Origin of the sequence: Microbacterium sp. LjRoot45 (assembly GCF_964253325.1) — a bacterium.
Lineage (GTDB): Bacteria > Actinomycetota > Actinomycetes > Actinomycetales > Microbacteriaceae > Microbacterium.
The window spans coordinates 785,908-811,914 of the sequence record NZ_CAXUQM020000001.1; the positions used below are offsets into that span (position 1 = coordinate 785,908).

At 70.8% G+C, this 26,007-nt stretch carries 21 protein-coding genes and 1 pseudogene; 17 read left to right on the top strand and 5 right to left on the bottom strand.

All coding sequences use genetic code 11. The features are described from left to right. Positions 1-3 precede the first annotated feature (3 nt). Complete coding sequence (locus tag ACSQ18_RS03505; RefSeq protein ID WP_144807324.1) at positions 4-324, top strand: WhiB family transcriptional regulator; 321 nt, start codon at positions 4-6, stop codon at positions 322-324. 70 nt (positions 325-394) lie between these two features. After that, a complete protein-coding gene (locus ACSQ18_RS03510; protein ID WP_436035762.1) occupies positions 395-4,141 on the top strand; it encodes a DUF5719 family protein in 3,747 nt (1,248 codons plus the stop codon). A gap of 16 nt (positions 4,142-4,157) precedes the next feature. Here the strand turns inward: ACSQ18_RS03510 and ACSQ18_RS03515 are convergent, their stop codons facing one another. After that, on the bottom strand, positions 4,158-4,604 hold the full coding sequence (locus tag ACSQ18_RS03515; protein WP_436035763.1) for a metallopeptidase family protein: 447 nt from the start codon (positions 4,602-4,604) through the stop codon (positions 4,158-4,160). A 79-nt stretch (positions 4,605-4,683) separates the two neighbouring features. On the opposite strand from ACSQ18_RS03515, the gene ACSQ18_RS03520 reads away from it, so the two are divergent. The 4 genes from ACSQ18_RS03520 to katG all read left to right on the top strand — a co-directional run bounded on the left by ACSQ18_RS03520 (position 4,684) and on the right by katG (position 9,278). Then, a complete protein-coding gene (locus ACSQ18_RS03520; RefSeq protein WP_144807327.1) occupies positions 4,684-4,890 on the top strand; it encodes a DUF3499 family protein in 207 nt (68 codons plus the stop codon). A 61-nt stretch (positions 4,891-4,951) separates the two neighbouring features. Next, complete coding sequence (gene ahcY / locus ACSQ18_RS03525) at positions 4,952-6,409, top strand: adenosylhomocysteinase (protein ID WP_436035766.1); 1,458 nt, start codon at positions 4,952-4,954, stop codon at positions 6,407-6,409. 70 nt (positions 6,410-6,479) lie between these two features. Continuing rightward, positions 6,480-6,947 (top strand): Fur family transcriptional regulator, encoded by a 468-nt coding sequence (locus ACSQ18_RS03530; RefSeq protein ID WP_436035768.1) that lies wholly within the window; start codon positions 6,480-6,482, stop codon positions 6,945-6,947. Positions 6,948-6,989: 42 nt separating this feature from the next. Further along, positions 6,990-9,278 carry a catalase/peroxidase HPI gene (gene katG / locus ACSQ18_RS03535; protein WP_436035769.1) on the top strand — a complete coding sequence of 763 codons (2,289 nt, stop codon included), beginning with the start codon at positions 6,990-6,992 and terminating at the stop codon, positions 9,276-9,278. Between the two features lie 300 nt (positions 9,279-9,578). Here katG and aqpZ read toward each other — a convergent pair whose 3' ends face one another. Continuing rightward, positions 9,579-10,385: an aquaporin Z gene (gene aqpZ / locus ACSQ18_RS03540; protein WP_436035771.1), complete on the bottom strand. Its 807-nt coding sequence runs from the start codon at positions 10,383-10,385 to the stop codon at positions 9,579-9,581. Positions 10,386-10,628: 243 nt separating this feature from the next. On the opposite strand from aqpZ, the gene mtrA reads away from it, so the two are divergent. From mtrA to hpf, 5 genes are all read left to right on the top strand, one after another. Continuing rightward, complete coding sequence (mtrA, locus tag ACSQ18_RS03545; protein ID WP_144807332.1) at positions 10,629-11,309, top strand: MtrAB system response regulator MtrA; 681 nt, start codon at positions 10,629-10,631, stop codon at positions 11,307-11,309. A gap of 25 nt (positions 11,310-11,334) precedes the next feature. Next, a complete protein-coding gene (mtrB, locus tag ACSQ18_RS03550) occupies positions 11,335-13,017 on the top strand; it encodes an MtrAB system histidine kinase MtrB (protein ID WP_436035773.1) in 1,683 nt (560 codons plus the stop codon). Continuing rightward, entirely contained in the window at positions 13,014-14,738 is a 1,725-nt protein-coding gene (locus ACSQ18_RS03555) for an LpqB family beta-propeller domain-containing protein (RefSeq protein ID WP_436035774.1), read from the top strand. The genes mtrB and ACSQ18_RS03555 overlap by 4 nt, the downstream gene beginning before the upstream one ends. Positions 14,739-14,838: 100 nt before the next feature. Continuing rightward, positions 14,839-15,552: a ComF family protein gene (locus ACSQ18_RS03560; RefSeq protein WP_436035776.1), complete on the top strand. Its 714-nt coding sequence runs from the start codon at positions 14,839-14,841 to the stop codon at positions 15,550-15,552. A 68-nt stretch (positions 15,553-15,620) separates the two neighbouring features. Further along, positions 15,621-16,283, top strand: coding sequence for a ribosome hibernation-promoting factor, HPF/YfiA family (gene hpf / locus ACSQ18_RS03565; RefSeq protein ID WP_436035778.1), 663 nt, complete (start codon positions 15,621-15,623; stop codon positions 16,281-16,283). Between the two features lie 82 nt (positions 16,284-16,365). Here hpf and ACSQ18_RS03570 read toward each other — a convergent pair whose 3' ends face one another. Next, positions 16,366-17,700 (bottom strand): hypothetical protein, encoded by a 1,335-nt coding sequence (locus ACSQ18_RS03570; RefSeq protein WP_436035780.1) that lies wholly within the window; start codon positions 17,698-17,700, stop codon positions 16,366-16,368. Positions 17,701-17,879: 179 nt separating this feature from the next. Here ACSQ18_RS03570 and secA point away from each other — a divergent pair, with 179 nt between their 5' ends. The 3 genes from secA to ACSQ18_RS03585 all read left to right on the top strand — a co-directional run bounded on the left by secA (position 17,880) and on the right by ACSQ18_RS03585 (position 22,542). Then, positions 17,880-20,654, top strand: coding sequence for a preprotein translocase subunit SecA (gene secA / locus ACSQ18_RS03575; RefSeq protein WP_436035782.1), 2,775 nt, complete (start codon positions 17,880-17,882; stop codon positions 20,652-20,654). A gap of 340 nt (positions 20,655-20,994) precedes the next feature. Continuing rightward, entirely contained in the window at positions 20,995-21,246 is a 252-nt protein-coding gene (locus ACSQ18_RS03580; protein WP_436035783.1) for a hypothetical protein, read from the top strand. Positions 21,247-21,318: 72 nt separating this feature from the next. Continuing rightward, positions 21,319-22,542 (top strand): pyridoxal phosphate-dependent aminotransferase, encoded by a 1,224-nt coding sequence (locus ACSQ18_RS03585; RefSeq protein WP_436035784.1) that lies wholly within the window; start codon positions 21,319-21,321, stop codon positions 22,540-22,542. A 3-nt stretch (positions 22,543-22,545) separates the two neighbouring features. On the opposite strand, the gene ACSQ18_RS03590 is transcribed toward ACSQ18_RS03585, so the two are convergent. Then, a complete protein-coding gene (locus ACSQ18_RS03590; RefSeq protein WP_436035786.1) occupies positions 22,546-22,983 on the bottom strand; it encodes an Rv3235 family protein in 438 nt (145 codons plus the stop codon). Between the two features lie 126 nt (positions 22,984-23,109). Between ACSQ18_RS03590 and ACSQ18_RS03595 the strand changes: the two genes are divergently transcribed. Next, the gene (locus ACSQ18_RS03595) at positions 23,110-23,709 is read left to right on the top strand and encodes a hypothetical protein (RefSeq protein ID WP_436035787.1); all 600 of its coding nucleotides are present in this window, start codon (positions 23,110-23,112) and stop codon (positions 23,707-23,709) included. Positions 23,710-23,757: 48 nt separating this feature from the next. On the opposite strand, the gene ACSQ18_RS03600 is transcribed toward ACSQ18_RS03595, so the two are convergent. Then, complete coding sequence (locus ACSQ18_RS03600; RefSeq protein WP_436035789.1) at positions 23,758-24,036, bottom strand: excisionase family DNA-binding protein; 279 nt, start codon at positions 24,034-24,036, stop codon at positions 23,758-23,760. Positions 24,037-24,139: 103 nt separating this feature from the next. Between ACSQ18_RS03600 and ACSQ18_RS03605 the strand changes: the two are divergent. Together ACSQ18_RS03605 and ACSQ18_RS03610 are read left to right on the top strand one after the other, a co-directional pair. Further along, a pseudogene (locus ACSQ18_RS03605) lies at positions 24,140-24,382 on the top strand (hypothetical protein); the annotation flags it as partial. Positions 24,383-24,755: 373 nt separating this feature from the next. Next, a complete protein-coding gene (locus ACSQ18_RS03610) occupies positions 24,756-26,003 on the top strand; it encodes an AAA family ATPase (RefSeq protein ID WP_436035791.1) in 1,248 nt (415 codons plus the stop codon). The last annotated feature ends 4 nt before the right edge of the window (positions 26,004-26,007 follow it).

The following is a 26,007-nucleotide window of genomic DNA, read 5'->3' on the forward strand; positions in this document are numbered from 1 at the left end:
GATATGGCGGCTTACCGTTCCGGCGTTCCCGAGAATTGGTTCGTCGACCCGGTCAACCTCGGTGTCCCCGGTGTACGCCGGGCGACCGTGGACGAGGGCGACGGCACGCTCTCCTGGCAGACCGACGCGCTGTGCGCGCAGACCGACCCCGAGGCCTTCTTCCCGGAGAAGGGCGGATCGACGCGCGACGCCAAGCGCATCTGCACGTCGTGCGACGTGCGAGGCGAGTGCCTAGAGTACGCGCTCCAGAACGACGAGCGCTTCGGCATCTGGGGCGGGCTGAGTGAGCGCGAGCGCCGCAAGCTCAAGCGCCGCGCCGGCTGAGACGTCGATCCCCGGAATCGCGGCGCGCACTCCGCGCACCGCGACCTGGCCCGCTTAGGCTGACGTCGTCATGCCCTCCCGAGTCCACGCGCTACTGGTCGTGCGCTCCGATGGACACGTCGCCCCCGACATCCGTCTGCGCCGCACGTTGGCTGCGCTCGCCGCGCAGACGCGACCGGTCGACGCGCTGACGGTCGTCGTCTGCGGAGACGATCCGCGCGTCCGCGAGGTGCTCGCGGACTCGGGCGCGGAGGCTGTCATCGCCGCCGCCCGCTCGACGCGGTTCGCGGACGCGCTGCGGATGGCATCCCATCGCCTGAACGGGGATGCCGTGTGGCTGCTCGCGCAGGACACCGCACCCGAGCCCGAGGCACTCGCGCGCCTGGTCGCCGCCGTCGAGACCGCACCGTCGGTGGCTGTCGCGGCCCCCAAGCTCGTCCGCTGGCACGACCGCGCGCACATCGTGTCGCTCGGCGTCACCCTCACCCGCACCGGCCGCAGCGTGGGGCTGGCCGATGGCGAGCACGACCAGGGCCAGCACGACGCGCGCGAGGACGTCATGGGCGCCGACGTCCGCGGGCTGCTCGTGCGCGCCGACGCCTGGCGCTCGCTCGACGGGCTCGATCCCGCGCTCGACGGTGCCGACGAGGGACTCGACCTGGGGGTGCGTGCACGCCTCGCGGGCGGACGGGTGGTGCTTGCGCCGACGGCGATCGTCGCCGTCGCCGGAGACGGTGTCGCCGGTGATGCCGCCGGCGACGACGTCGCCACCCGCGCGCGCACGGCGTACGCCCGCCGCAGCGCACAGCTGCATCGACGTCTCGTCTACGCCGCGCCCGGCGTCGTGGCGCTCCACTGGCTGTCGCTGCTCCCGCTCGCGGTCGTGCGTTCGCTCGGCCATCTTCTCGCCAAGCGGCCGGGGCTGATCCTCCCCGAGCTCGCCGCCGCCCTCGTCGTGCTCGTGCGGCTTCCCTCGGTGGCACGCGCGCGCGCCGGCATCAGCCGGAACCGGCGCGCATCGTGGGCGCAGCTCGCCTCGCTGCGCATCGGCACGCGGCAGCTGCGCCACCGCCTCGACGACGACGGCTCCGACGCCCTCGCCCGCCCCGATCTGCGGTTCTTCAGCAGCACCGGCGGAGCGTGGATCGTCCTGGCCGCCCTCGTCGTGTCGCTCGCCGCCTTCCCGGCGCTGCTGGCCTGGCCCGTCCTCGGCGGCGGCGCCCTCGCCCCGTTGCGCACCACCCTCACGCAACTGTGGGCCGATGCCGTCGCCGGTCCGCGTCCCCTGGGGTGGAGCACCGTCGGCCCCGCCGATCCGTTCAGTGCGCTCGTGGCCGTCATCGGCAGCCTCTCCCCGGCTGAGCCGTCGCGCGCGCTGGTCGTGCTGTGGGTGCTGGCCCTTCCGCTCGCGGCGCTCGGCGGCTGGTTCGCCGCGACTCGTCTCTCCGAGCGCGCGGGGCCGCGTGCGCTCGTCGCGATCGGCTGGACGCTGGCGCCCACGTTCTTGACGGCCCTGGTCGAGGGGCGCCCGACGGGCGTGCTCGTCCACCTGCTCGTGCCGTGGCTCTTCTTCACCGCCTCGGTGGCACATCGCTCCTGGACGCAGGCCGCCGCGGGTTCGCTCGCCCTGGCGGCGACCGCCGCCGCCGCGCCCTCGGTGGTCCCCGCCCTCGTGCTCCTGTGGCTCGTCGCCGTCGTACTCACGGCCGTGCGGCGATCGGGTCGGGGCATCGCCCGCGTCATCTGGCTCGTGATTCCGACGGCCGTCTTCGCGGCGCCCCTGCTCTGGGAGCGCGTGCGCACCGGCGACCCGTGGGCGATCCTCGCCGATCCGGGTGTCGCCGTCGCCCCGGGGTCGCCCGCCGCCGATCCGATCGGGCGGTTGCTGCTGCTCGGCGGGTTCCCGACCGCGGACGGCGCGGGGTGGGCCGGCTTGCTCGGACGCGACGACGCGCCGTCGTGGCTCCCCGCGCTCGTGGTGCCGCTGTTCCTGCTCGCCGTGCTCGCCCCGGTCTTCGCGCGGCTCCTTCCTGCCCTCGTGCTGCTGCTGACGGCCGCGGCCGGGCTCCTGACGGCGCTGCTGGCTTCGACCACGGCCCTCGCCGCGAGTGCGTCGACATCGGTCGGGCTGTGGGCCGGCGCCGGCCTCACGATCGCGTGGGCGGGGCTGCTCGGCGCAGCCGCCCTCACCGCCGACGGGATGCCGCGGCCCGGCGCACGCAGCCTCGCCGTCGCCGCCGTCGCCGTCTGCCTCGCCGTCACCGCCGCTCCGGCTCTCACCGCGCTGCACCGCGACGCCCTCGCCGTCACGAACGGCCCCGACAGCACGCTGCCCGCGTACGTGGATGCCGACGGCCGCGACGATCCGCCAGGCGCGTCGCGAACCTCGCGTCGTCGGAGAGGCCGCGTCATGACCGCGACCCCGCGCACTTCTTCGCAACGCGCCGCTCGCCTCGGTGCGGGCATCGCCGTCGCGGCGGCGGTCGCTGTGGCCGTCCCCGCTGCGGCGTTCGTCCCGTGGCCCGTGATCGTCCGCGACCCCGTCGCCGTGACGGCGCTGCCCGAGCCCACCGCCTCCCTCGTCTCGTGCGCCGGGCCGGTGCTCGCCGTCGGCCGGGATGCGACCGACGCCGCCCTGCTCACCGACGCGACGGGGCAGGACGTGGCAGCCGCGACGGCGCCTGGACAGCCGGATGCCGAGGCAGCGCGACTGGCCGCCCCCGATGTGTCCGGAGGTGCCGGGCCCGATGCCCTGAGCGCGCAGCCGGAGGACGGCGTCCGCACCGACCTCGCGGCCGCGGGCTCGGCCACCGTGGCCGACGAGGACCTCGCCGGCTTCGTGGCATCCGCGTGTGCTCCCGCGCTCATGGAGTCGTGGCTGGTCGCGGGGAGCGGCACCACCGGCGCGGCCGACGTCGTGCTGCTGTCGAACCCGTCGGGGGTCGCCTCCGAGGTCGACATCACCGTGTACGGATCGGAGGGGCCCGTGCAGCCCGCCGCGGCGGCCGGGATCATCGTGCCTCCGCGCACGCAGCGCGTGCTTCCGCTGGCGGCGCTCGCTCTCGGCCAGGAGAACCCCGTCGTTCGTATCAACGCCTCCGGTGCGCCGATCCAGGCGTCGCTGCAGGCGAGCCTCACCCGCACGCTGCTCACCGGTGGCGTCGACCAGGTGGGCACGACGGCACCGCCCGCCGAGAGGCAGGTCATCCCTTCGGTCAGCGTCGTCGTCGAGCCGGGGGAGGAGGGCGCCTCGGAGCCGGGCACCGTCATGAGGATCCTGGCGCCCTCGGACGACACCGAGGCCGTCGTCGACCTGCAGCCGCTGACCGGCGGATCCGCGTCGTCGACGACTCTGGAGCTTCCGGCCGGCGTGCCCGTGGAGCTGGACCTCGGCGCGCTCGACCCCGGCACGTACCGCGTCGAGGTGACGGCCGACGAGCCTGTGGTCGCCTCACTGTGGGCGACCACCGGTTTCGGGGCGGGTTCCGACTTCGCCTGGCACACCGCGCCGTCGGTCGTGGACGTGCCCAGTCTCGTCGCCGTGGCGGTCGGACCCTCGCCCGTCCTCACCCTGTCCAACGAGGGCGACGACGAGGCGCGGGTGGAGGTGAGCGGTCCGTCGGGCGACACGCAGGTGCTCGTTCCGCCGGGATCGTCGGTGCGGACGCCGGTGCAGGACGCGGCCGTCTACCAGCTCACTCCGGAGGGCGGCGTCGTGCGCGCCAACGTGACCTATCGCGGTCCCGACGCGCTGGCGGGCTATGACGTCATCCCCGCTGACGCCGCCGCGGAGCCGGTCGTCGTCTACCCCCAGTAGTCGGCGGGAGTGCGGCTCAGAAGAAGCGGAACCTCTCGGGCCCGAGATCCCACGGGTCGCGGTCGAGGTACTGGGCGGCCGCGCGGAAGACGCAGCTCTCGATCATCATGCGCCGGTGGAGTTCGTCGTCGCGATGCAGATGGCTGAGCCGTTCGATGGGGAGGCGGTACAGCGTGATCCGCTTCTCTGTGGTCGACACGCTCCAGCGCGGGATGCCGTCGTCATCGGCCGCCGGGGGCATCGACGCGACCTCGAAGCGCACGTCGCGCAGTTCGGACCAGGCGCTGCGGAGGAACTCCGCCGCCGTGCCGACGGCGAGGTCGAACTTGTCCGCCCGGGTCTCGAGGGGCGGCAGCGGCGGGCGGACGACGGGACTGCGGTCCTCTCGGCCGTGGCGGCCGTGTCTCGACGGGGTGGCGGCTCGCGCCGACTCCGGGGCCGAGGTGCGCCGCCGCCTGATCATGCCCCCATCCTAGGTCGCGAGACCGCCGCCTCGGCGCGGCATCCGCGCGACGTCCCCGCCCCCGGCTAGCGTGAACGGGATGCGTGACAGACTCTGCTCCAAGGTGGGCTGCGCCCGTGAGGCCGTGACGACCCTGACCTACGACTACGGCGACCAGATGGCGGCGCTGGGTCCCCTCGGCGGCGGCAACGACCCGCACGCTCACGACCTCTGCGCGATCCACACCGATCGCCTCTCGGTGCCCAAGGGCTGGGTCGTCGTGCGCCACGAGACGCTGCGCGTCTGAGGCTGTCCCCGGTGACGCGGGCCTGTCCGACGGGGCCGGTGCGAGGTGGGAGAATGGACGGATGCCGACTCCCGTGAACACTCTGGACTTCGTCGTCGCCGACCTCGCCCTCGCCGAGGCCGGTCGCCACCAGATCCGCCTCGCCGAGAACGAGATGCCGGGTCTGATGGCCCTTCGCGAAGAATTCGGGCCCACGCAGCCGCTCGCGGGCGCGCGTATCGCGGGCTCGCTCCACATGACGGTGCAGACGGCGGTGCTGATCGAGACGCTCGTCGCGCTCGGCGCGCAGGTGCGCTGGGCGAGCTGCAACATCTTCTCCACGCAGGACGAGGCCGCCGCCGCGGTCGCCGTCGGCCCGACGGGCACCGTCGATGCTCCCGCCGGCGTGCCCGTCTTCGCCTTCAAGGGGGAGACGCTCGAGGAGTACTGGCAGCTCGCCGACCGCATCTTCGACTGGACGGCCGAGGGGTACGACGGACCGAACCTCATCCTCGACGACGGCGGCGACGCCACCCTCCTCGTCCACAAGGGCGTCGAGTTCGAGCGCGCGGGCGCCGTCCCGGATGCCGCCGACGGCGATTCGGTCGAGTACCGCATCGTCCTCGACACGCTGCGCGCGAGCCTCTCCCGCGACCCGCAGCGCTTCACTCGGATGGCCGAGGGGCTTCTCGGGGTGACGGAGGAGACGACGACCGGCGTACACCGCCTCTACGAGCTCCATGCCGAGGGCAAGCTCCTCTTCCCGGGCATCAACGTCAACGACTCCGTCACGAAGTCCAAGTTCGACAACAAGTACGGCATCCGTCATTCGCTTCCCGACGGCATCAATCGGGCCACCGACGTGCTCATGGGCGGCAAGGTCGCCTTCGTCGTGGGCTACGGCGATGTCGGCAAGGGCGCCGCCGAAGCGCTGCGCGGCCAGGGAGCCCGTGTCATCGTGGGCGAGGTCGACCCGATCTGCGCGCTGCAGGCGGCCATGGACGGCTTCCAGGTCGCACGTCTGGAGTCGGTGCTCGGAGAGATCGACATCCTCATCACCGGAACCGGCAACACGCAGGTCGTGACCGTGGACCACCTCCTGGGGCTCAAGCACCTGGCGATCGTGGGCAACGTGGGTCACTTCGACGACGAGATCGACATGGCGGGACTGGAGAGCCTTCCGGGCGCCGAGCGCATCGAGATCAAGCCGCAGGTGCACGAATGGCGCCTCCCCACGGGCCGGAGCATTCTCGTGCTCTCCGAGGGGCGCCTCATGAACCTCGGCAACGCGACGGGGCACCCGTCGTTCGTGATGAGTGCGTCGTTCACCAACCAGGTGCTCGCTCAGCTGGAGCTGTTCACCAATCTCGAGGCGTATCCCGTCGGCGTGTACACGCTGCCGAAGATCCTCGACGAGAAGGTCGCGCGGCTCCACCTGGCCGCCCTCGGTGTCGAGCTGACGGAGCTGACCCCGCATCAGGCGGCGTACATCGGCGTGCCCGTGGAGGGCCCGTACAAGCTCGATCACTACCGCTACTGAGCGGCGGCGTCTCCGCGGCGCATCACCCCTCCTATTTTGATTCGATCAAAACAGGAGTAGGCTGGTTGCCATGACCACCGCCCGCTCGTCGATCCGCTCCGGCGGTTCTGCGACGCTCCCGGCACCCGCGGACGACGCGCTCCGCGGCGCCGGCCTGCGCATCACCGAGTCGCGCGTCGCCGTCTACGACGCGCTCGCGCAGTCGCCGCACGCGAGCGCCGACGACATCTTCGCGGCCATCGTCGCCCGGATGCCGCGCACCAGCCGGCAGTCCGTCTACAACGCTCTGAGCGACTTCGCCGAGGCCGGGATCGTGCGCCGCATCGAGCCCGCCGGACGTCCCATGCTCTTCGAGCTCCGCGTCGCCGACAACCACCACCACGTCGTGTGCGTCGTGTGCGGCGCCGTCGAAGACGTCGACTGCGTCGTCGGCCATGCGCCGTGCCTCGCGCCCTCCGATACCCACGGCTACGCGCTGCAGGCCGCAGAAGTGACCTTCTGGGGCACGTGCCCCGCGTGCGCCGCCACGGCATCCTGACACCACATCACGACCCGAACCGCCATCCGAGGAAGGACCACCATGAGCGTTAACGACGACAGCGTCTCGCCGATCGGGGAGAACCCCACCGACATCGATCAGGCCGTCACCGTCACCGACACCGACACCGCCCGCGCCGAGGAGGCGGCCACGTGCCCGGTGGTCCACAGCCAGCCGCACCCCACGAGCGGGTCCGCCAACAACGTGTGGTGGCCGAACCAGCTCAACCTGGGGCTCCTGAAGAAGAACCCGGCCGTCGGAAACCCGCTCGGTGAGGACTTCGACTACCGGGCCGCCTTCGAGGCGCTCGACCTCGCCGCCGTCAAGGCGGACATCGCCGAGGTGCTCACCACCTCGCAGGACTGGTGGCCGGCCGACTTCGGCAACTACGGGCCCCTCATGATCCGCATGGCCTGGCACTCCGCCGGCACCTACCGCGTCATGGACGGCCGCGGCGGCGGCGGTGCGGGACAGCAGCGGTTCGCGCCGCTCAACAGCTGGCCCGACAACGTCAACCTCGACAAGGCGCGTCGCCTGCTGTGGCCCGTCAAGAAGAAGTACGGGCAGAACCTGTCGTGGGCCGACCTCATGATCCTCGCCGGCAACGTCGCCCTCGAGTCGATGGGGTTCCGCACCTTCGGCTTCGCCGGTGGCCGCCCCGACGTGTGGGAGCCCGACGACGACGTGTACTGGGGCCCCGAGACCACGTGGCTCGGAGACCAGCGTTACACGGGTGAGCGCGACCTGGAGAAGCCGCTCGCGGCCGTGCAGATGGGGCTCATCTACGTCAACCCGGAGGGTCCCAACGGTCAGCCCGACCCGCTCGCCTCCGCGCGCGACATCCGCGAGACGTTCGCGCGCATGGCGATGAACGACGAGGAGACCGTCGCCCTCATCGCCGGCGGACACACGTTCGGCAAGACGCACGGCGCCGCGCCCGACTCGAACCTCGAGGACAACCCGGAGGCCGCCGGTCTCGAGCAGCAGGGACTCGGCTGGAAGAACAACCACGCGTCCGGCAAGGGCGACGACACGATCACGTCGGGTCTGGAGGTCACCTGGACCTACCACCCGACCCGGTGGGACAACGAGTTCTTCCACATCCTCTACGCCTACGAGTGGGAGCTCTTCCAGAGCCCGGCCGGCGCCAACCAGTGGCGGCCCGTCAACGGAGGCGGGGCCGACATGGTGCCCGCCGCGCACTCGAACGGTCGCCGCGAGCCCCGCATGCTCACCAGCGACCTCGCGCTGCGCGTCGACCCGGCCTACGACGCGATCTCGCGCCGCTTCAAGGACGACCCCGAGGCTTTCGCCGACGCCTTCGCCCGCGCCTGGTTCAAGCTCACGCACCGCGACATGGGCCCGATCGATCGCTACCTCGGACCCGAGGTGCCGGCGGAGGAGCTCATCTGGCAGGACCGCGTTCCCGCTGTCGATCACGAGCTGATCGACGACGCCGACGCGGCTGCCCTCAAGGAGCAGATCCTCGCGTCGGGCCTGACGGTCTCCGAACTCGTGTCCACGACGTGGGCGGCGGCCTCCACCTTCCGCGGCAGCGACAAGCGCGGCGGTGTCAACGGCGCGCGCATCCGCCTGGCTCCCCAGAAGGACTGGGAGGTCAACAACCCGGCGCAGCTCCACCGCGTGCTCGGTGTCCTCGGCGGGATCAAGGCCGACTTCGACGCGGCGCAGGACGACAAGAAGGTGTCCCTGGCCGACCTCATCGTGCTGGCGGGCAACGCGGCCGTCGAGAAGGCCGCGAAGGATGCCGGTGTCGACGCGACGGTGGAGTTCCACCCCGGCCGCACCGATGCGACGGCGGAGCAGACCGACGTGGAGTCGTTCGCGTACCTCGAGCCCGCCGCCGACGGCTTCCGCAACTACCAGGGTCCGCTCGCCATGGCATCCGGTCTGCCCGCCGAGCACCTGCTGATCGACAAGGCCAACCTCCTCACGCTGAGCGCGCCGGAGACGACCGTGCTCGTCGGGGGGCTCCGCGTGCTGGGCGCCAACTGGGACGGCTCCGAGTACGGCGTGTTCACCGACCGCCCCGGGGTGCTCACGAACGACTTCTTCGTGAACCTCCTCGACCTCGGCACCACGTGGAAGCCGCTCGACCCCGGCTCGCACGCCTTCGCCGGTACGAAGGACGGCTCGGGCGAGAAGGTCGGCATCGGCACGCGCGTCGACCTGCTGTTCGGTTCGAACTCCGAGCTGCGCGCGCTCGCCGAGGTGTACGCCTCCGACGACGCGACCGAGAAGTTCGTGCGCGACTTCGTGGCCGCGTGGGGCCGCGTGACGGAACTCGACCGGTTCGACCTGCACGCCTGACCCGCTGACGACAGAAGGCCCGCTCCCGAGGGAGCGGGCCTTCTGCGTTGCCGGCGGCGTTTCGTCTCGCTGCGCTCGCTCAACCGCCGGACTGGGCGTCGTTCCGGGCGTTTCGTCTCGCTGCGCTCGCTCAACGTCCGGACTGGGCGTCGTTCCGGGCGTTTCGTCTCGCTGCGCTCGCTCAACGTCCGGACTGGGCGTCGTTCCGGGCGTTTCGTCTCGCTGCGCTCGCTCAACGACCGGACTGGGCGTCGTTCCGGGCGTTGAGCGAGGAGCGCAGCGACGAGACGAAACGTGCGGTCAGCCGGCGGCCTTGCCGTCGAACAGCGCCTTATGTGCGAAGCCGGCGATCAGCGCGCCGACGATGGGGAACACGAGGAACACCCACAGCTGCAGCAGGGCGTCACCGCCGCCGTAGATCGCGGTGGCGATCGACCGCGCCGGGTTGACCGAGGTGTTGTCGATCGGGATGGATGCCAGGTGGATGAGGGTCAGCGTCAGACCGATCACGAGGCCGGCGAGCTTCGTGCCGCGCGTCGCATGCGTGACCCCGAGGATCACCAGCACGAAGATGCCCGTGAAGAGGATCTCCGCGGTGATGGCGGCCCCGAGGCCGAACCCGCCGGGGGAGTGCTCCCCGAAGCCATTGCTCGCGAAGCCGCCGGACTGGGCGTCGGACAGCCAGCCGTCGCGGCCGAAGAGGCCGATCAGCACGATGAGGCTCGTGCCGATCGCGCCGCCGACGATCTGGGCGACGATGTAGCCGATACTGTCGCGCCACGGGAAACGCCCGGCCGCGGCCAGCCCCAACGTGACGGCCGGGTTGAAGTGTCCACCCGAGATCGGCCCCCACGCGTAGGCGCCCGCGACCACGGTCAGACCGAACGCGAACGCGACGCCGACGAAGCCGATACCGAGCGACGTGCCGTTGCCTCCGACGCCGAAGTCGGCGGCGAACAGCGCGGCGCCGATGGAGCCGAAGACGAGGAGGAAGGTGCCGGCGGCCTCGGCCAGCAGCTTGATGCCGGTCGTGGGGCCGGACGGTGCCGGCGTGTGATCGAGTGGTGTGGGAGTGACGGGATTGTCCGGGATCGGATCGGGGCTCATCAGTGTTCCTTTGTTCGGTGAGCATCCTGCTGTGAGTGATTCTGCCGCCGTTCTCGGCTCCTGCACAGGAAGCGGCGACATATTGACGACGAATGACGCCCCGAGTCCTCACGGGACGCGGTATCGGTCCGGCGGGAACCGCGTCCACAGGCGGGTATCGGATGTGTCCGATACTGTGTCACACAGCGCACATCACCCGGGTGCGTCACGGCATCCGCCGTACCCGATGGACGAATGGGTCAGATGGCTTCCCGCATCCTGGTCGTCGATGACGACACCGCACTGGCAGAGATGATCGGCATCGTCCTGCGCACCGAGGGGTTCGAGCCCGTGTTCTGCGCCGACGGCGCCGCGGCCGTCGAGGTGTGGCGGCAGGAGCGACCCGAGCTGGTGCTGCTGGATCTCATGCTCCCGGGCATGGACGGCATCGAGGTGTGCACGCGGATCCGTGCCGAGTCCGGTGTCCCGATCATCATGCTGACGGCGCGCACCGACACCGCCGACGTCGTACGCGGACTGGAGTCCGGCGCCGACGACTACATCGTCAAGCCGTTCAACCCGAAGGAGCTCGTCGCGCGTATCCGCACGCGCCTCCGTCCGGCTTCGGCCTCTCCCGCCGAAGTGCTCCGCATCGGCGATCTCTCCGTCGATGTCGCCGCGCATGAAGTGCGCCGGGGCGACGATGTCATCGCCCTCACGCCGCTCGAGTTCGAACTGCTCGTCGCCCTGGCGTCGAAGCCGCAGCAGGTCTTCTCCCGAGAGGCGCTCCTCGAACAGGTGTGGGGCTACCACTACAAGGCCGATACGCGCCTCGTGAACGTGCACGTGCAGCGGCTGCGCGCGAAAGTCGAGATCGACCCCGACAACCCGCGGATCGTCATGACCGTGCGCGGTGTCGGCTATCGCGCCGGGGCAGCGCTCTAGCGCGACGAGCGACGGTGCAGGGAACGTGACGTCAACGACGGGACCGGTGCGTACGGCGTCGCTGCCGACGTGGCGCGAGTGGCGGGACTGGCCCGACACCCTCACCCACGCATGGCGTCGTTCGCTGCGCTTCCGGACGCTCGCCGTGACCTTGGGCCTCACAGCGCTCACGATCCTCGTGGCGCTCGTCTGGATGGCGCTGGCCATCCAGAACGACCTCTTCGAGTCACGCGTGCGACAGGTGGAGGCGGCGGCCCAGCAAGCCACACTGGCTGCCCAGACCGCGCTGGACTCCGCATCCATCGAGGGAAACGCCGTCGCCCTGCAGAGCGTCATGAGCGAAGTGCAGAACACGCAGTTCCGCCAGGCGGCGACCGACCGATATGCCCTGTTGAGGGTCGACTCCGCGCCGTCGGTCGTCGCGCCGCAGGACGTCGAGGTCGGCGGTCTCCGCGCCACTCTGCTGTCCGAGGATCTCCGCTCAGCCGTCGCCGCCGACCCCGATCACCAGTACTGGCAGTCGATCGGCCTTCCGTCCGACGACGGCGGAACCGTGCCGGGCGTCGTCGTCGGTCAGCAGCTCCTCCTGCCGGAGGCGGGCGCCTACGAGCTGTACTTCGCCTACGACCTGGGGTCGGAGGCGGCCACCCTCCGTTTCGTGCAGGTGACACTGTGGGGCGTCGGTCTGGTCCTCGTCGTGCTCATCGGGGCCATCTCCTGGTTCGTCCTCCGCTCGGTCACGGTGCCGATCGGGCAGGCGGCCGAGACGAGCGCAAAGCTCGCCGCGGGCGACCTGAAGGTGCGGCTTCCGGTGCGAGGTGAAGACGAGTTCGCCACTCTGGGGCGCTCGTTCAACGCGATGGCCGACAGCATCGAGAGTCAGATCCAGGAGCTCGCGGACCTGTCCCTCGTGCAGCAGCGGTTCGTCTCCGACGTCTCGCACGAACTGCGCACGCCCTTGACGACGATCCGCCTGGCATCCGACATGCTGAACGATCAGCGCACCGACTTCGATCCCACGACCGCGCGCGCGGCGGAGCTGCTGCACGCGCAGGTGCAGCGCTTCGAGACTCTCCTGACCGACCTGCTGGAGATCAGCCGCTACGACGCCGGGTCGGTGCAACTCGAGACCGAACCGACATCGCTCGCGCACCTCGCCGAAGACGTCATCGCTTCCATGCAGCAGCTCGCCGACCAGCACGGTACGGACGTGCGCCTCGTCGCGCCCGGCGGCTATTCGCCCGTCGACATGGATCCGCGGCGTGTGCGACGGATCGTGCGCAACCTGCTCGGCAACGCGATCGAACACGGCGAGGGCCGGCCGATCGTCGTGACCGTCGACAGCGATCAGCGTTCCGTTGCGGTGGGGGTGCGCGACTTCGGGCTCGGCATGCGTCCCGAGGAGGTGGAACGCGTCTTCGACCGCTTCTGGCGCGCCGACCCGTCGCGCAAGCGCACCATCGGCGGCACGGGCCTCGGCCTGTCCATCGCGCTCGGCGATGCCCGCCTCCACGGCGGCACACTCGCGGTGTGGTCGGAGCTCGGACGCGGGACGAACTTCGTGCTGACCCTTCCCCGCGGAGGTGCCCGCATCGGCTCGTCGTCGCCGCTGCCTGCCGACCCCGGCGACGACGGTGCACCGCTGGAGGATCTGGGTCTCACCCAGCCGATCGAGCTCCCATCGCCCGGACGGGGAGGCACGTCATGAGCGTTCGGATGCGCAGTACGGCGACCGTCGCGCTCGCGGCACTCGTCGCCCTGGCCCTGACCGCGTGCGCCGGCCTGCCGGTGAGCGGCCCGGTGAAGCTCGGTCGGGTGGTCGCCGAGGCGGGGGAGGATCCCGAAGTCTCGTTCAACCCTGAGGAGCCGGTCGCGGGCATGACGCCGCAACAGGTGGTCGAAGGGTTCATCGATGCCGGTACAGGACCCCGCAACGACTGGGGCACGGCCCGCATGTTCCTCACGCCCGACAGCGACTGGAATCCGAACGCCGGCGTCACCGTCTACACGCCGGGTCAGCGCAGCGCGACGCAGACCGGGGGAGGCGACGCGGCCGAGGACGGCGGCGAGGCGGGCGACGTGGTCGCGGGTGTCGCCGAGGTGACCGTCTCCGTCATGCAGGAGGCGTCCGTCGACGATGTCGGCGCGTACACGCCCGGCTCGGGGCAGGCCATCAGCCTGAACTATCGGCTCGCGCAGGTCGACGGCGAGTGGCGCATCAGCGAAGCGCCCGACGGCATCCTGCTCGACCGCAATCGCTTCGGTTCGGTCTACCGCAGCTACTCGCTCATGTATTTCGACCCGACGTGGACCTACCTGCTTCCCGACCAGCGGTGGTTCACCGTCGAGTACGCCCCGGTGCGCATCGCGGAAGCGCTCGTCGCGGGGCCCGTCCCGTGGCTCGCGGACTCGGTGGCGACGGCCTTCACGGAGAGCGCGGGCCTCAGCGGCCCGTTCGTGCCGGTGCGAGCCCAGACGGCGGAGGTGTCGCTGCGTCCGACCGCGCGCGATCTCGACCAGCTCACCCTCGACCGCATGCAGACGCAGTTCCAGCAGAGCCTGGGGACGGCGGGGGTGCGGGATGTCGACATGCTCGTCGACGGGCAACCGCTGGACGCATCGCCGGTGGCGGTGCGCAGCACGCGGATCGAGGCGCGCACGCTGGTCATGAGCGGTTCGTCGCTCGGATTCCTCTCGGGCTCCGAGATCGACCCGCTGGCGAGCTTTTCGCAGGCGCTCCAGGGCGTCGATCCGGATGCCGTCGAGATCGACGCCGACCGCGCGATCGCGGCCGTCCGCACCGCCCAGGGCGAGGTGCGTCGGGTGCTCGCCGATTCGCGGTGGGAGTCCTTGGACAGTCGGCCGGAGCTCGTGGCACCCTCGGTCGACACGACGGGCCATATCTTCTCGGTGCCCGCCGACGACCCGGCAGCGCTCCTCGCGTTCGGCGCCGACGGGAGCACCTACGACGTGGCCGACGCGTGGACGGGTGCGAGCCGGGTCGATGCGATCCGGGTCTCGCGAGACGGCACCCGTCTCGCGGCGCTCGTCCGCAACGGCGCCGTGTCGACCGTGGTGGTGTCCGGCATCGTCCGAGACGAGTCCGGCGCGCCCGTGCGACTCGGCGAGCCCACGACGCTGGGGGAGCTGCCCGGAAGGGGCCGCGACCTGGCCTGGCTGGACGGCTCGACGTTGGCGATCCTCGCCGACTCCGAAGGCGGCCGCACGGTCGTCCAGCAACCCGTCGGTGGTCCCGCCACGTCGACGCGCGCCCCCGAGCAGGCCGTCTCTCTCGCGGGAGGCAACGAGCCCGGCTCGGTGCGCGTGCTCGACGCCGACGGCGAGCTCTACGGACAGCGCGGCGCGACGTGGACCCCCATGGCATCCGAGATCTCGGTGCTCGTCGTCCAGAAGGGGATGCCGGGCTGACCGTCGCCGGGTGTCCTCCCCAGGAGCCTCCCGTGACAACTTCTCCCCATGCGCGGGTGACCGAGCGCTGCACGGACTGTCGGAGAGCCACCCTGGCACGATGCCCCTTCCTCCGGCGGTCCGCGACGCCGCTCTCGATGCGCTCGCCCTGCTGTTCCCCGTGTGGTGCGCGGGGTGCGACCGTCCCGATCGTGCCCTCTGTGACGAGTGTCGCGAAGCGCTCGTCGCTGACGGGAGGGCGACGGTGCCGGTGGCCGCGCGCGACGCGGGCGTCACGGTGGTCGCGGCATACGAGTTCGACGGAGTGACCGCGCGGGTGATCCGTGCGCTGAAGGAGGAGGGGCGCACGGGGCTGGCCGCACCGCTCGGAGCCGCGCTGCAGCGGCACCTCCCGATCGACGCGGCCGTGGTGCCGGTGCCGTCGTCGCGGGCGGCGATGCGGCGCCGCGGATACGCGCCGGTCGAGCTCATCGTGCGGGGTGCCGGGCGGAGGCCCCTGCGACTGCTCTCGCCCGCGCGTGCCACGTCCGATCAGCGCGGTCTCGACCGCCGCTCCCGCGCGGAGAACATGGCCGGCGCTTTCCGCGCCCACGCCTCGGCAGCGGGGCAGCGCGTGGTCGTCGTCGACGACGTGGTGACGACCGGCGCGACCCTCGCCGAGGCGGTGAGGGCGCTGCGGGAGGCGGGTGCGGACGTCGTCTGCGGCGTTGCCGTCGCCGCGACACCTCGGCGCCGACTCGCCCGTGACCTCTCGGCTGACGCTGTGCTGCCGCACCAGCGATCCATACGTGACATCGGCGACGTCCACGGATAGCGTGGTGGGGACAAGGCGAACCCAGGTTCCGCCCTTGACCGGGTGGAACCGGAACAAGGAGGTCACGGATGGAAACGAGCATCGTCGGTGTCGGAGTGGGAATCAGCGATCGATTCCGCACGGTCACCGAAGAGAAGTCCAGCCGCATCGAGAACCTCGCTCCGCGCGCACTGCGTATGGACGTCAAGGTCACTCACCGCGCGTACCACAACGGCGGCCGCGAAGAGGAGACCGTCGAGCTGACCGTCACCGGCAAGGGGCCCGTCGTCCGGGCGGAGGCGACCGACGGCGACAAGTTCGTCGCTCTCGACCTCGCCGTCGACAAGCTCGCCGAGCAGCTGCGGCGTGCGAAGGACAAGCGTGTCGACGCGCGCAACCACCCGCGCGGGGCGAAGTTCGAGAAAGGCAGCGGCGCCCTCGAGGGCATCGACGTGCAGCCCGCCTCGGTCGAGGCCCTCCGGGCGGTCGCGACGGGTGAGATCCCCGTGCTCGCGAGCGACGACGACGAGGCGGACTACACCCCGGTCGTCATTCGGACGAAGAACTTCGACGCCGAGTGGATGACGGTGGAAGAGGCGGTCGACCGCATGGAACTCGTCGGCCACGACTTCTTCCTCTTCATCGACGCTCGCACGGATCACCCGAGCGTCGTGTACCGCCGCAAGGGCTGGGACTACGGCGTCATCTCGCTGACGGCCTCGGCGCCGCCGGCGCAAGAACTCGCGTCCTGAACTCAGACGCAAGCGAAGAGGGGATGCCGACCGGTATCCCCTCTTCCGCGTTCACGATCCGTGTGACCCTCGCGGGGGAGGGTCAGTCGAAGATGCCGTCGAGGATGCTCCCGATGACGAGACCGCCGAGAATGCCGCCCATGACGTCGCCGCCGCCTCCGCGGTTGCCGCCGCCCCAGCCGCCGCCACCGCCCCAGCCGCCGCCGGGGCCCTGGGGGCGCGACGAGTCGATGTCGCGCTGCGCGAGCTGAAGCGCCTCGGATGCCAGCTGCCCGCAGCGGCGTGCGTCGGCCATGGCCTGATCGCGGTCGTCCTCGGGCACGGCGATGCCGGGAGCCCACCGCAGATCCAGCCGGATGCGCTCCGCCTCGGCCAGGCGGGTGCGCGCGTCCGCGCCGATCCAACCCCGGTGCCCGGAGATGACGCTCCTGGCGACCCCGAGCTGGCGGTCGGCGTCGTCGAGCGCGTGCCACACGTGGGTCTCTGGCACGACGGGGCGTGCGGCGCGTTCGCGCGTCTTCGCCACGATCGTGTCGAGTGCCGCGTTCGCCTCGCGCAGTCTCGTCAGCTCGGCGAACGGGTCGGTGGGCGTGCCCGCGGGAGCCAGCGCACCGAGCTCCTTCTCCAGCACCGTCATCGCCGTGGCCACCGCCGGAACGTTGGCGATGTCCTTCGCGGCGGCGAGGTCTTCGCGGGAGTCGAGCACGATCGCGTCGAGGGTGGACTCGGCCCGCAACGCCTCGACCTCGTATCCGTCGACGGCCTCGATGAGCGTCGTCGCCCGCCGGACAGCTTCGATCGCCGTCTCCAGCGCGAGGTTCGCCTGCTCGCGCTGGCCGGATTCGCGGCGACGCTCGGAGATGTCCGCCCCGTGGGCGGCGAACTCGAGCAGCTGCGACGCCTCGGCGTGATTTCCCGACACCTTGCGGAGCGCATCGGCGGAGTATCGCGACGCGAGGCGATCGATCGTGACCTTCACCTGGGGGAGGCGAGCGGTGAGCCGCTCGACGTCACGGCGGATGCCGTCGATGATCTCCGGTGCGCGCCGGGCGCGTTCGATCGGCGCTGCCAGCGCCGCGGTGCGGTCGTCGAGCAGCTCCTGCGCCCACTCGCACAGCTGAAGGATGCGGGCGCCGCGGGACTGGAGCTCCTCCGAGGTGTCGGGGATCTCGTCGTGGTTCAGCTGGTGGAGGTGGAAGGCCTCGGCCAGGTGCTGTCGGACGGCCGTGATTGCGTCGCGAAGGTCACGGGTCGCATCGGTGCCCAGCTCCGCCTCGGCGTAGACCAGCTCGTCACTCGTGGTGCGGATGCGCTCGTCGGCCTCGACGAGGGCGGTGCCGGCGCGTCGTGTGAGCTCGGCATCCTGCGCCGCCTGCGCTTCGCGTTCCTTCTTGCGGTTGCCCCAGATTCCGGCCATGAATCGATCCTAGGACTCCCGTGAAGGGCGAGACTGAGCGCTTGCCGTGCTCCCTGGCACGGCACGTACAGCCCGTATCAAGGTCACAACCGCATAACATGGGGTGTTGTGCTGTGCGCATGGGCGCGCGACACCGGTGGCATCCCGCGCCACCCGCACCCGAAAGATGGAGAACCTCCGTGGCCAACCCTCTCGAGAAACTGCTCCGTGCCGGTGAAGGACGCATCCTGCGGCGGCTCCAGCAGGTCGTGAAGGCCGTCGGCGCCCTCGAAGAGGATTACGCCCAGCTGACCGACGAGGAACTGCGCAGCGAGACCGCTGAGCTGCGTGCGCGCTACGAGGCGGGCGAGACGCTCGACAAGCTCATGCCCGAGGCTTTCGCCGCGGTGCGGGAGGCGGCCAAGCGCACGCTCGGCCAGCGCCCGTACGACGTGCAGATCATGGGTGGGGCGGCGCTCCACCTCGGCAATATCGCCGAGATGAAGACCGGTGAGGGCAAGACGCTGACCGCCACGTTCGCGGTCTACCTCAACGCCATCGCGGGCAAGGGCGTGCACGTCATCACCGTCAACGACTTCCTCGCGTCGTACCAGTCCGAACTCATGGGCCGCGTCTACCGCGCCCTCGGGATGACGACGGGCACGATCATCGCCGGTCAGACGCCGGAGGTTCGCCGCGAGCAGTACAACGCCGACATCACCTACGGCACGAACAACGAGTTCGGCTTCGATTACCTCCGCGACAACATGGCGTGGCGCAAGGACGACCTCGTGCAGCGCGGGCACTTCTTCGCGATCGTCGACGAGGTGGACTCGATCCTCATCGACGAGGCGCGCACGCCGCTCATCATCTCCGGACCGTCGTCGGGCGAGGCCAACCGGTGGTTCGTGGAGTTCGCGAAGATCGCCAAGACCCTCGAGGCCGGTGTCGACTACGAGGTCGACGAGAAGAAGCGGACGATCGGTGTCCTGGAGCCGGGCATCGAGAAGGTCGAGGACTACCTCGGCATCGACAACCTGTACGAGTCGGCCAACACGCCCCTCATCTCGTTCCTGAACAACTCGATCAAGGCGCTCGCCCTCTTCAAGCGCGACACCGACTACGTCGTCATGAACGACGAGGTCATGATCGTCGACGAGCACACGGGTCGCATCCTCGTCGGACGTCGCTACAACGAGGGCATCCACCAGGCCATCGAGGCGAAGGAAGCCGTTCCCGTCAAGGCGGAGAACCAGACGCTCGCCACGGTGACGCTGCAGAACTACTTCCGCCTGTACGACAAGCTCGCCGGCATGACCGGTACGGCCGAGACCGAGGCCGCCGAGTTCATGTCGACGTACAAGCTGGGCGTCGTGCCGATCCCGACTAACAAGCCGATGATCCGCAAGGACCAGTCGGACCTGGTCTACAAGAACGAGCAGGCCAAGTTCACCCAGGTCGTCGAAGACATCGCGCAGCGTCACGAGACCGGTCAGCCGGTGCTCGTGGGCACGGTGAGCGTCGAGAAGAGCGAGTACCTGTCGCGCCTGCTCGCGAAGAAGGGCGTGAAGCACGAGGTCCTGAACGCGAAGAACCACGCACGCGAGGCGGAGATCGTCGCGCGCGCAGGTCGCCTCGGCGCCGTCACCGTCGCCACGAACATGGCCGGCCGCGGTACCGACATCATGCTCGGCGGCAACGCCGAGTTCCTCGCCGTGCAGGAGATGCGCGCTCGCGGTCTCGACCCCGAGGAGAACCCTGAGGAGTACGAGGCCGCCTGGGACGAGGTGTACACGTCGATGCGCGACACCGTCGCCGAGGAGGGTGCCAAGGTCGTGGCGGCCGGCGGCCTCTACGTGCTCGGCACCGAGCGGCACGAGTCCCGGCGTATCGACAACCAGCTGCGCGGACGATCGGGCCGACAGGGCGATCCCGGCGAGAGCCGCTTCTACCTGTCCCTCACGGACGACCTCATGCGCCTGTTCCAGTCCGGAGCCGCCGAGGCGATCCTCGCGCGCACGAACTTCCCGGACGACGTCGCGATCGAGTCGACCATGGTCTCGCGTGCGATCAAGAGCGCGCAGTCGCAGGTCGAGGCGCGTAACGCCGAGATCCGCAAGAACGTCCTCAAGTACGACGACGTCCTCAACCGCCAGCGTGAGGCGATCTACGCCGACCGGCGTCACATGCTCGAAGGCGACGATCTCTCCGACCGCGTGCACCATTTCATCGAGGATGCCATCAGCGCCGTCATCGACGACCACACCGGCAGCGGTCACAACGAGAGCTGGGACTTCGATGCGCTCTGGACCGAGCTGAAGACGCTCTACCCGGTCGGCGTCACCATCGACGAGGTCGTCGCCGAGAGCGGCGCGAAGGGCCGCGTGACCCCGGAGGGGCTCAAGCGCGAGATCCTCTCCGACGCGAAGATCGCGTACCAGAAGCGCGAGGAGACCCTGGGCGCCGCTGCGACGCGCGAGCTCGAGCGACGCGTCGTGCTCCAGGTACTCGACCGCCGCTGGCGCGACCACCTGTACGAGATGGACTACCTCAAGGACGGCATCGGTCTGCGCGCCATGGCGCAGCGAGACCCGCTGATCGAGTATCAGCGCGAGGGCTACCAGATGTTCCAGTCGATGATGGCCCAGATCAAGGAGGAGTCCGTCGGGTTCCTCTACAACCTCGAGGTGGAGGTGCGTCAGGCGGGCGAGGGCGTGGAGGCCAAGGGGCTCGCCGCTCCTCCCGTCGAGGCGCAGAAGCTCCAGTACACGGCGGCGAACGACGCCGGCGAGGTCGAGGTACGCAACGATCGCGGCCAGGTGCAGCAGGCGGCCACCAACAAGGTGCGTCAGGCGGCCGCCCAGGCCGCCCCGGCAGAGGAGGCGCCGCGCGGCGCGTTCGGTCAGCGCACCGACGCCCCGGCATCCGCTCCCCTCAACCGGGCAGAGCGCCGCGCCGCCGACAAGAAGAAGTAGTCCGGGTGGAGCAGTCCTCGGCGTCGACGCTCAGTCGCGCGCTCGGGGTAGCGCTTCCCGTCGTGGCGGTCGCCGTTGTGGCGCTCGCGTCCCTGCTGCCACCCGAATGGGCACCGGACCGGATGGCGTCGTTCGTCGCGGGAGCGTGTTGGGCGGCGTGGATGATTTGGGTCTTGCCGCAGATCACTCTTCGAGCGGACGAGATCGTCGTGCGGAACTTCGTCTCCACCTGGCACGTACCCTGGGGCGCCGTCGGGTCCGTCCAGGGCGGCCGGGGCTGCGGATAGCGCTGCGCGACGGGCGGCGGATCCACGTCGCCGCGGTCTCTGCCGGTGAGGCGATGACCGAGGCCTGGCGGGAGGGTGCGCTCGGTGCCGAGGGCGGCTACTTCGACGGCGATGCCCGCGGCGAGTCGCCGCTGGCGCCGCGGGTGCGGACCGAGGCGGACAGCTGGGCGCGCGAGATCGCGGTGCGGCTCCGGTCCGTGACTTCCGACCCCGCGGCCGTCGCCACTCGTCGCCCGAACGTCGTGCCGCTCGTCCTCGGCGCGTTCGCCGTCGCGGCGGTCATCCGAGCGATCCTGCTCAGCTGAGTCTGCACGGGGGCCCGATCGGAGGCCACGGCTCGTCGATTGGCACCGTCGGGGCGGCGATATCCTGATCCGATGAGTCCCCGCATCCTGGATCAATCGTCGAAGCTCAAGGACGTCCTCTACGAGATCCGCGGGGCAGCGCTGGTCGAGGCCGATCGCCTCGAAGCAGACGGCCACACCATCCTGAAGCTCAACACCGGGAATCCGGCCGTGTTCGGCTTCGAGGCTCCGTACCAGATCGTGCGGGACATGATCGAGGCGATCCCGCAGGCCCACGGCTACAGCGACAGCCGGGGCATCATGTCGGCTCGCCGCGCGATCGTGTCACGCTACGAGCAAGTGCCCGACTTCCCGCCGTTCGACCCCGACCACGTCTACCTCGGCAACGGCGTCTCCGAGCTCATCACGATGACGATGCAGGCGCTCCTGGACGAAGGCGACGAGGTCCTCATCCCGGCGCCCGATTATCCGCTGTGGACGGCGATGACGAGCCTCGCGGGCGGCACCCCGGTGCACTACCGCTGCGACAACGAGAACGGCTGGCAACCCGATCTCGACGACATCCGCGAGAAGATCACGCCCCGCACGAAGGCGATCGTCGTGATCAACCCGAACAATCCGACGGGAGCCGTCTACACGCGCGAGGTTCTCGCCGGCATCGTGGAGATCGCGAGAGAGCACGATCTCCTGCTCCTCAGCGATGAGATCTACGACCGCATCCTCTTCGACGACGCCGTCCACATTCCGCTGGCGACGCTCGCGCCCGATCTGCTGTGTCTGACCTTCAACGGTCTGTCCAAGACGTATCGCGTGGCCGGGTACCGTTCTGGATGGATGGTCATCACCGGCCCCAAGCGGCACGCCGCGGGGTTCCTCGAAGGCATCCAACTCCTCGCCTCCACGCGCCTGTGCCCGAACGTCCCTGCGCAGCACGCCGTCCAGGCGGCCCTCTCCGGGGTGCAGTCGATCGACGCGCTCATCGCCCCCTCCGGTCGCCTTCACGAGCAACGCGACGCGGCGTGGGAGGGCCTGACGCGCATCCCGGGCGTGACCTGCCTGAAGCCGCAGGGCGCGCTGTACGCGTTCCCCCGCCTCGACCCTGAGGTGCACGAGATCCGCGACGACGCGAAGTTCGTCTACGACTTCCTCGTGGCTGAGCACGTGCTCCTGGTGCAGGGAACCGGCTTCAACTGGCCGACCCCCGACCACCTCCGCATCGTCACCCTTCCGGAAGCGCGCGTGCTCTCGGAAGCCGTGGAGCGGCTCGGCAACTTCCTGTCGTCGTATCGGCAGTAACCCTCACAGGAGCGCGAGCGAGGTCGCACGCCACCGTCCGTCCCACCCCTCGAGGCGCACGGCGATCGCGCGCGTACGCCGCGGGCCGGCAACGATAGCGACCGCCTCCACGACGCCATCTGCCGGTGTGGAATGCCGGGTGCTGAGGATCCGGTGCACGGGTCGCGCGGCCGGAACGCCCCGCGCACTTCGGGCGCGCGCCGACAGATTCGCGCGTGCGACCAGGGCGCGGAAGGCGTCCTCGCCGAGCCAGCGGGCGAGCTGATCGACCTCGCGCACTCCCGCCAGCACCTCCATGACGCCGATCGTCAGGTTGCGCACCAGCGGATCGGGGTCGGGGAGCTCCTTTGCAGGGGTGCGCTGGGGGGCGAAATACTCGGCCACATCGAGAGCCCTGGCCGCGCGGGGCGCGGAGCGGGCTCCGCCGGATGCAACGGACACAGCGGACCTCCTCACGAGGGGGGAGTGGGCACGAGTAGAGCACAGCTCGGAGAGCATCGGGATGAGAGATCTCCAACGTTGTGGAGGGTCGAAACGGGCCGACGCTGCGTGTCCTACTGTCGGGGCGTGCGCTGGGATCGCTTCTTCGAAGACCTGGAAGACCAACTCGACTCCGAATGGGAGGCCGAGCGGGCCGCTCTGGATTCGGAGGCGGAGCGACTGCGGGTGTCGCGGCTCCTCCTGCGCGAGCGTCTCGTCGCCCTCGCCCGCTCGGGGGATACCCCGGCGGCGGTGGAGCTGAGCGACGCCACGGTGTTGACGGGGCGCGTCCAGGCGGTGGGAGCGGACTGGCTCGCGCTCGACAGCGATCTTCGACGCGGTGCGGCCGTCATCCTCCCCCTGCCCGCCATCGTCTCCCTCGCAGTGGAGCCCGCGCCCCTTGTGGCGTCGGCGCGCGACGCGGCCGAAGGGTCGGCGCTGAGACAGCGCATGACCCTCGGTTATGTTCTTCGCGACCTGGCGCGCAAGCGTGTGCCGGTGAGCCTGCGCGTCACGGGCGGCAAGCTCCTCACGGGAACCATCGACCGTGCGGGTGCGGATCATCTGGACCTGGCACTCCACGACGCCGGTGCCCCGCGCCGACGGGATGCCGTCACCGGCTACCGGATCGTCAGCTTCGCGGCGATCCTCAGCGTGCTGCCGGATGGTCGCGCCGCTGTGCCGTAAGCCGCTCGTCGCGTCTGCGCTGGGCGCAGCGAGACAGCGACAGGGGCTTCAGTCGGCGTGCGCCGAACCGCGCCCCCACAGTTCGGGGAAGCTCGCTGCCTGCGATTCGCGCCAGAGGGCCATTCGGCGAACCTCCTCCGTCTGCGCCTCGAGGTAGTCGTCGACGCTCGCCGCCTCGACGCGCCACTGCGCGCGCGTTCCCACGCGTGTGCCCCGCAGGTGCCCCTCGAGGATCAGCGCGACCACCTCGTCGACGTCGACCGCGAGCGTCTCCGCGGCCTGCGCAGCGGTGAGCAGGCGCGCGTCGGGGAGCGGGACGTCGGGCATGACGCCATTATGCGCTCGCCTCGCGCCGCGCGCCATGGTTCGGGCGTCCTGTGGAGAACCGGCGACATCGGATCGACGTCGCCGCCACGATGGGTCGATGACCATGACCGACTCCCGTCCTCGGCCTCCCGCGTTCTGGGCCGACGCCCGCTTCCTCCTGGGGATCGTCCTCGTCATCGGGTCGATCGCCGCCGTGTGGGCCGTTGTCGCGACGGCGCGCCAGACGGCCCCCGCCCTCGTCGCGACGCGCACGGTCGTCGCGGGCCAGGTTCTTTCGGCCACCGACCTCGAAGCCGTCGACATCGGCCTCGGCGCGGTCGCGGAACGCTATCTGGCGCCCGGGGAACTCGTCCCCGGCTCTGTCGCGACCCGCACGCTGCCGCGCGGTGACCTCATCCCGCGGGATGCCGTCGGGCCGGCCGAGATGGCGGGTGTGACGACCGTCGTCCTCCGCAGTTCGGGGGAGGTGCCGGCGGGGGTGTCGACCGGCTCGGAGGTCGAGGTGTGGTCCGCGCCTCCGCGCGAACAAGGCCGCTTCGATGCTCCCGCGGTCCTCATTCCCCTCGCGACGGTCGTATCGGTGAAACGCGGTGATGCGGTCATGGGGGGAGGGGAGACGACGGTCGAGGTGGTGATCGACCGCGCCGACCTCGCCGACACCCTCGCCGCCATCGCGAGGGCGCCGCGCTCTCTGTCGTCCCGGCGACCGGTACAGCACCGTGAGGGTCATCCTGGCCACGGCGGGCGATCCGCGTCGGTGGGCGGACGACCTCCGGGCGGAGGGGGCGGACGTGCGCGCGGTGGTCTCGGCATCCGCTCCGGCCGCCGCCGTGGCCGATGCCGCATCAGACGCCGGAGCGGCCGCGCTGCTCGCGGAGTTGTCGACGGCCGACCTTCTGATCATCGAGCCCCAGCCGCGGGCGCTCACGAGCGAGCTCGTCGCGGCGTGCGACCGGTTCGGGGTGCGGATCGTCGCGCGCTGCGCGCGCCCCGCCGATCGTCGCGCCGCCGAGCGGTTCGGACTGCGCGTGGTGGACGCCGATGCGCCGGCGCACGAGGTGATCGAACCGGGTGTCAGCGTGTCTGACGGCCGGGCGCACCGCGGCAGGGTTCTCGTGGTGTGGGGGCCGGCCGGCGCGCCGGGGCGCACCACGATCGCCGTGGGACTTGCCGCCGAGCTGGCGCGGGACGGGAGGCGAGTGCTCCTCGTCGACGCCGACTCCCACGCGCCGGCGGTCGCACTGGCCCTCGGCGTGCCCGACGAGGGGCCGGGGTTCGCGGCGGCGTGCCGTCAGGTGGAGCGCGGTGCGCTCACGGTGGCGGAGCTCGAGCGGATCGCCGTCGATCTCGGCGCGATGTCGTTGCTCCCGGGGATCAACCGCCCCGCGCGCTGGCCGGAGTTGTCGGCCGACCGGGTGCGTGCGGCGTTGGAGGTGTGCCGCACCTGGGCCGACGACGTCGTGGTCGACGTCTCGGCATCCTTGGAGCTCGACGAGGAGATCGTGTCGGATCTCGATGGTCCTCGGCGCAACGGAGCGACGCTCGGTGCCCTCGCCGCGGCCGACGCCGTGGTCGCGGTGGTCGCGGCAGATCCGATCGGCGTCTCGCGGTTCGTGCGGGCTCACGACGATCTTCGCGGGGCCGCTGGATCAGCGCCCGTTCACGTCCTCGTGAACAAGACGCGGCGAACCGTGCTGGGGATCGATCCACAGGCCCAGGTGCGCCGTACGCTCGACCGCTATGTCGGGGTCGGGAGGGCTTCGTTCGCCCCGTTCGACCCTCGCGCCGTCGACGCTGCTCTCGTGGCGGCGCAGCCCCTCCTGAGGGCCGCAGGTCGATCCTCGCTCACCGCAGCGATCCGTCGATTCGTCGGCGAGGTCATCGAGCCGGCCGCGACATCCGAGCGGCCGCGCAGCGGTACGTCGCGCGTCCGCCGACGGCGCGCAGCCGGCGCGGCGGGTCGGTAGCCTG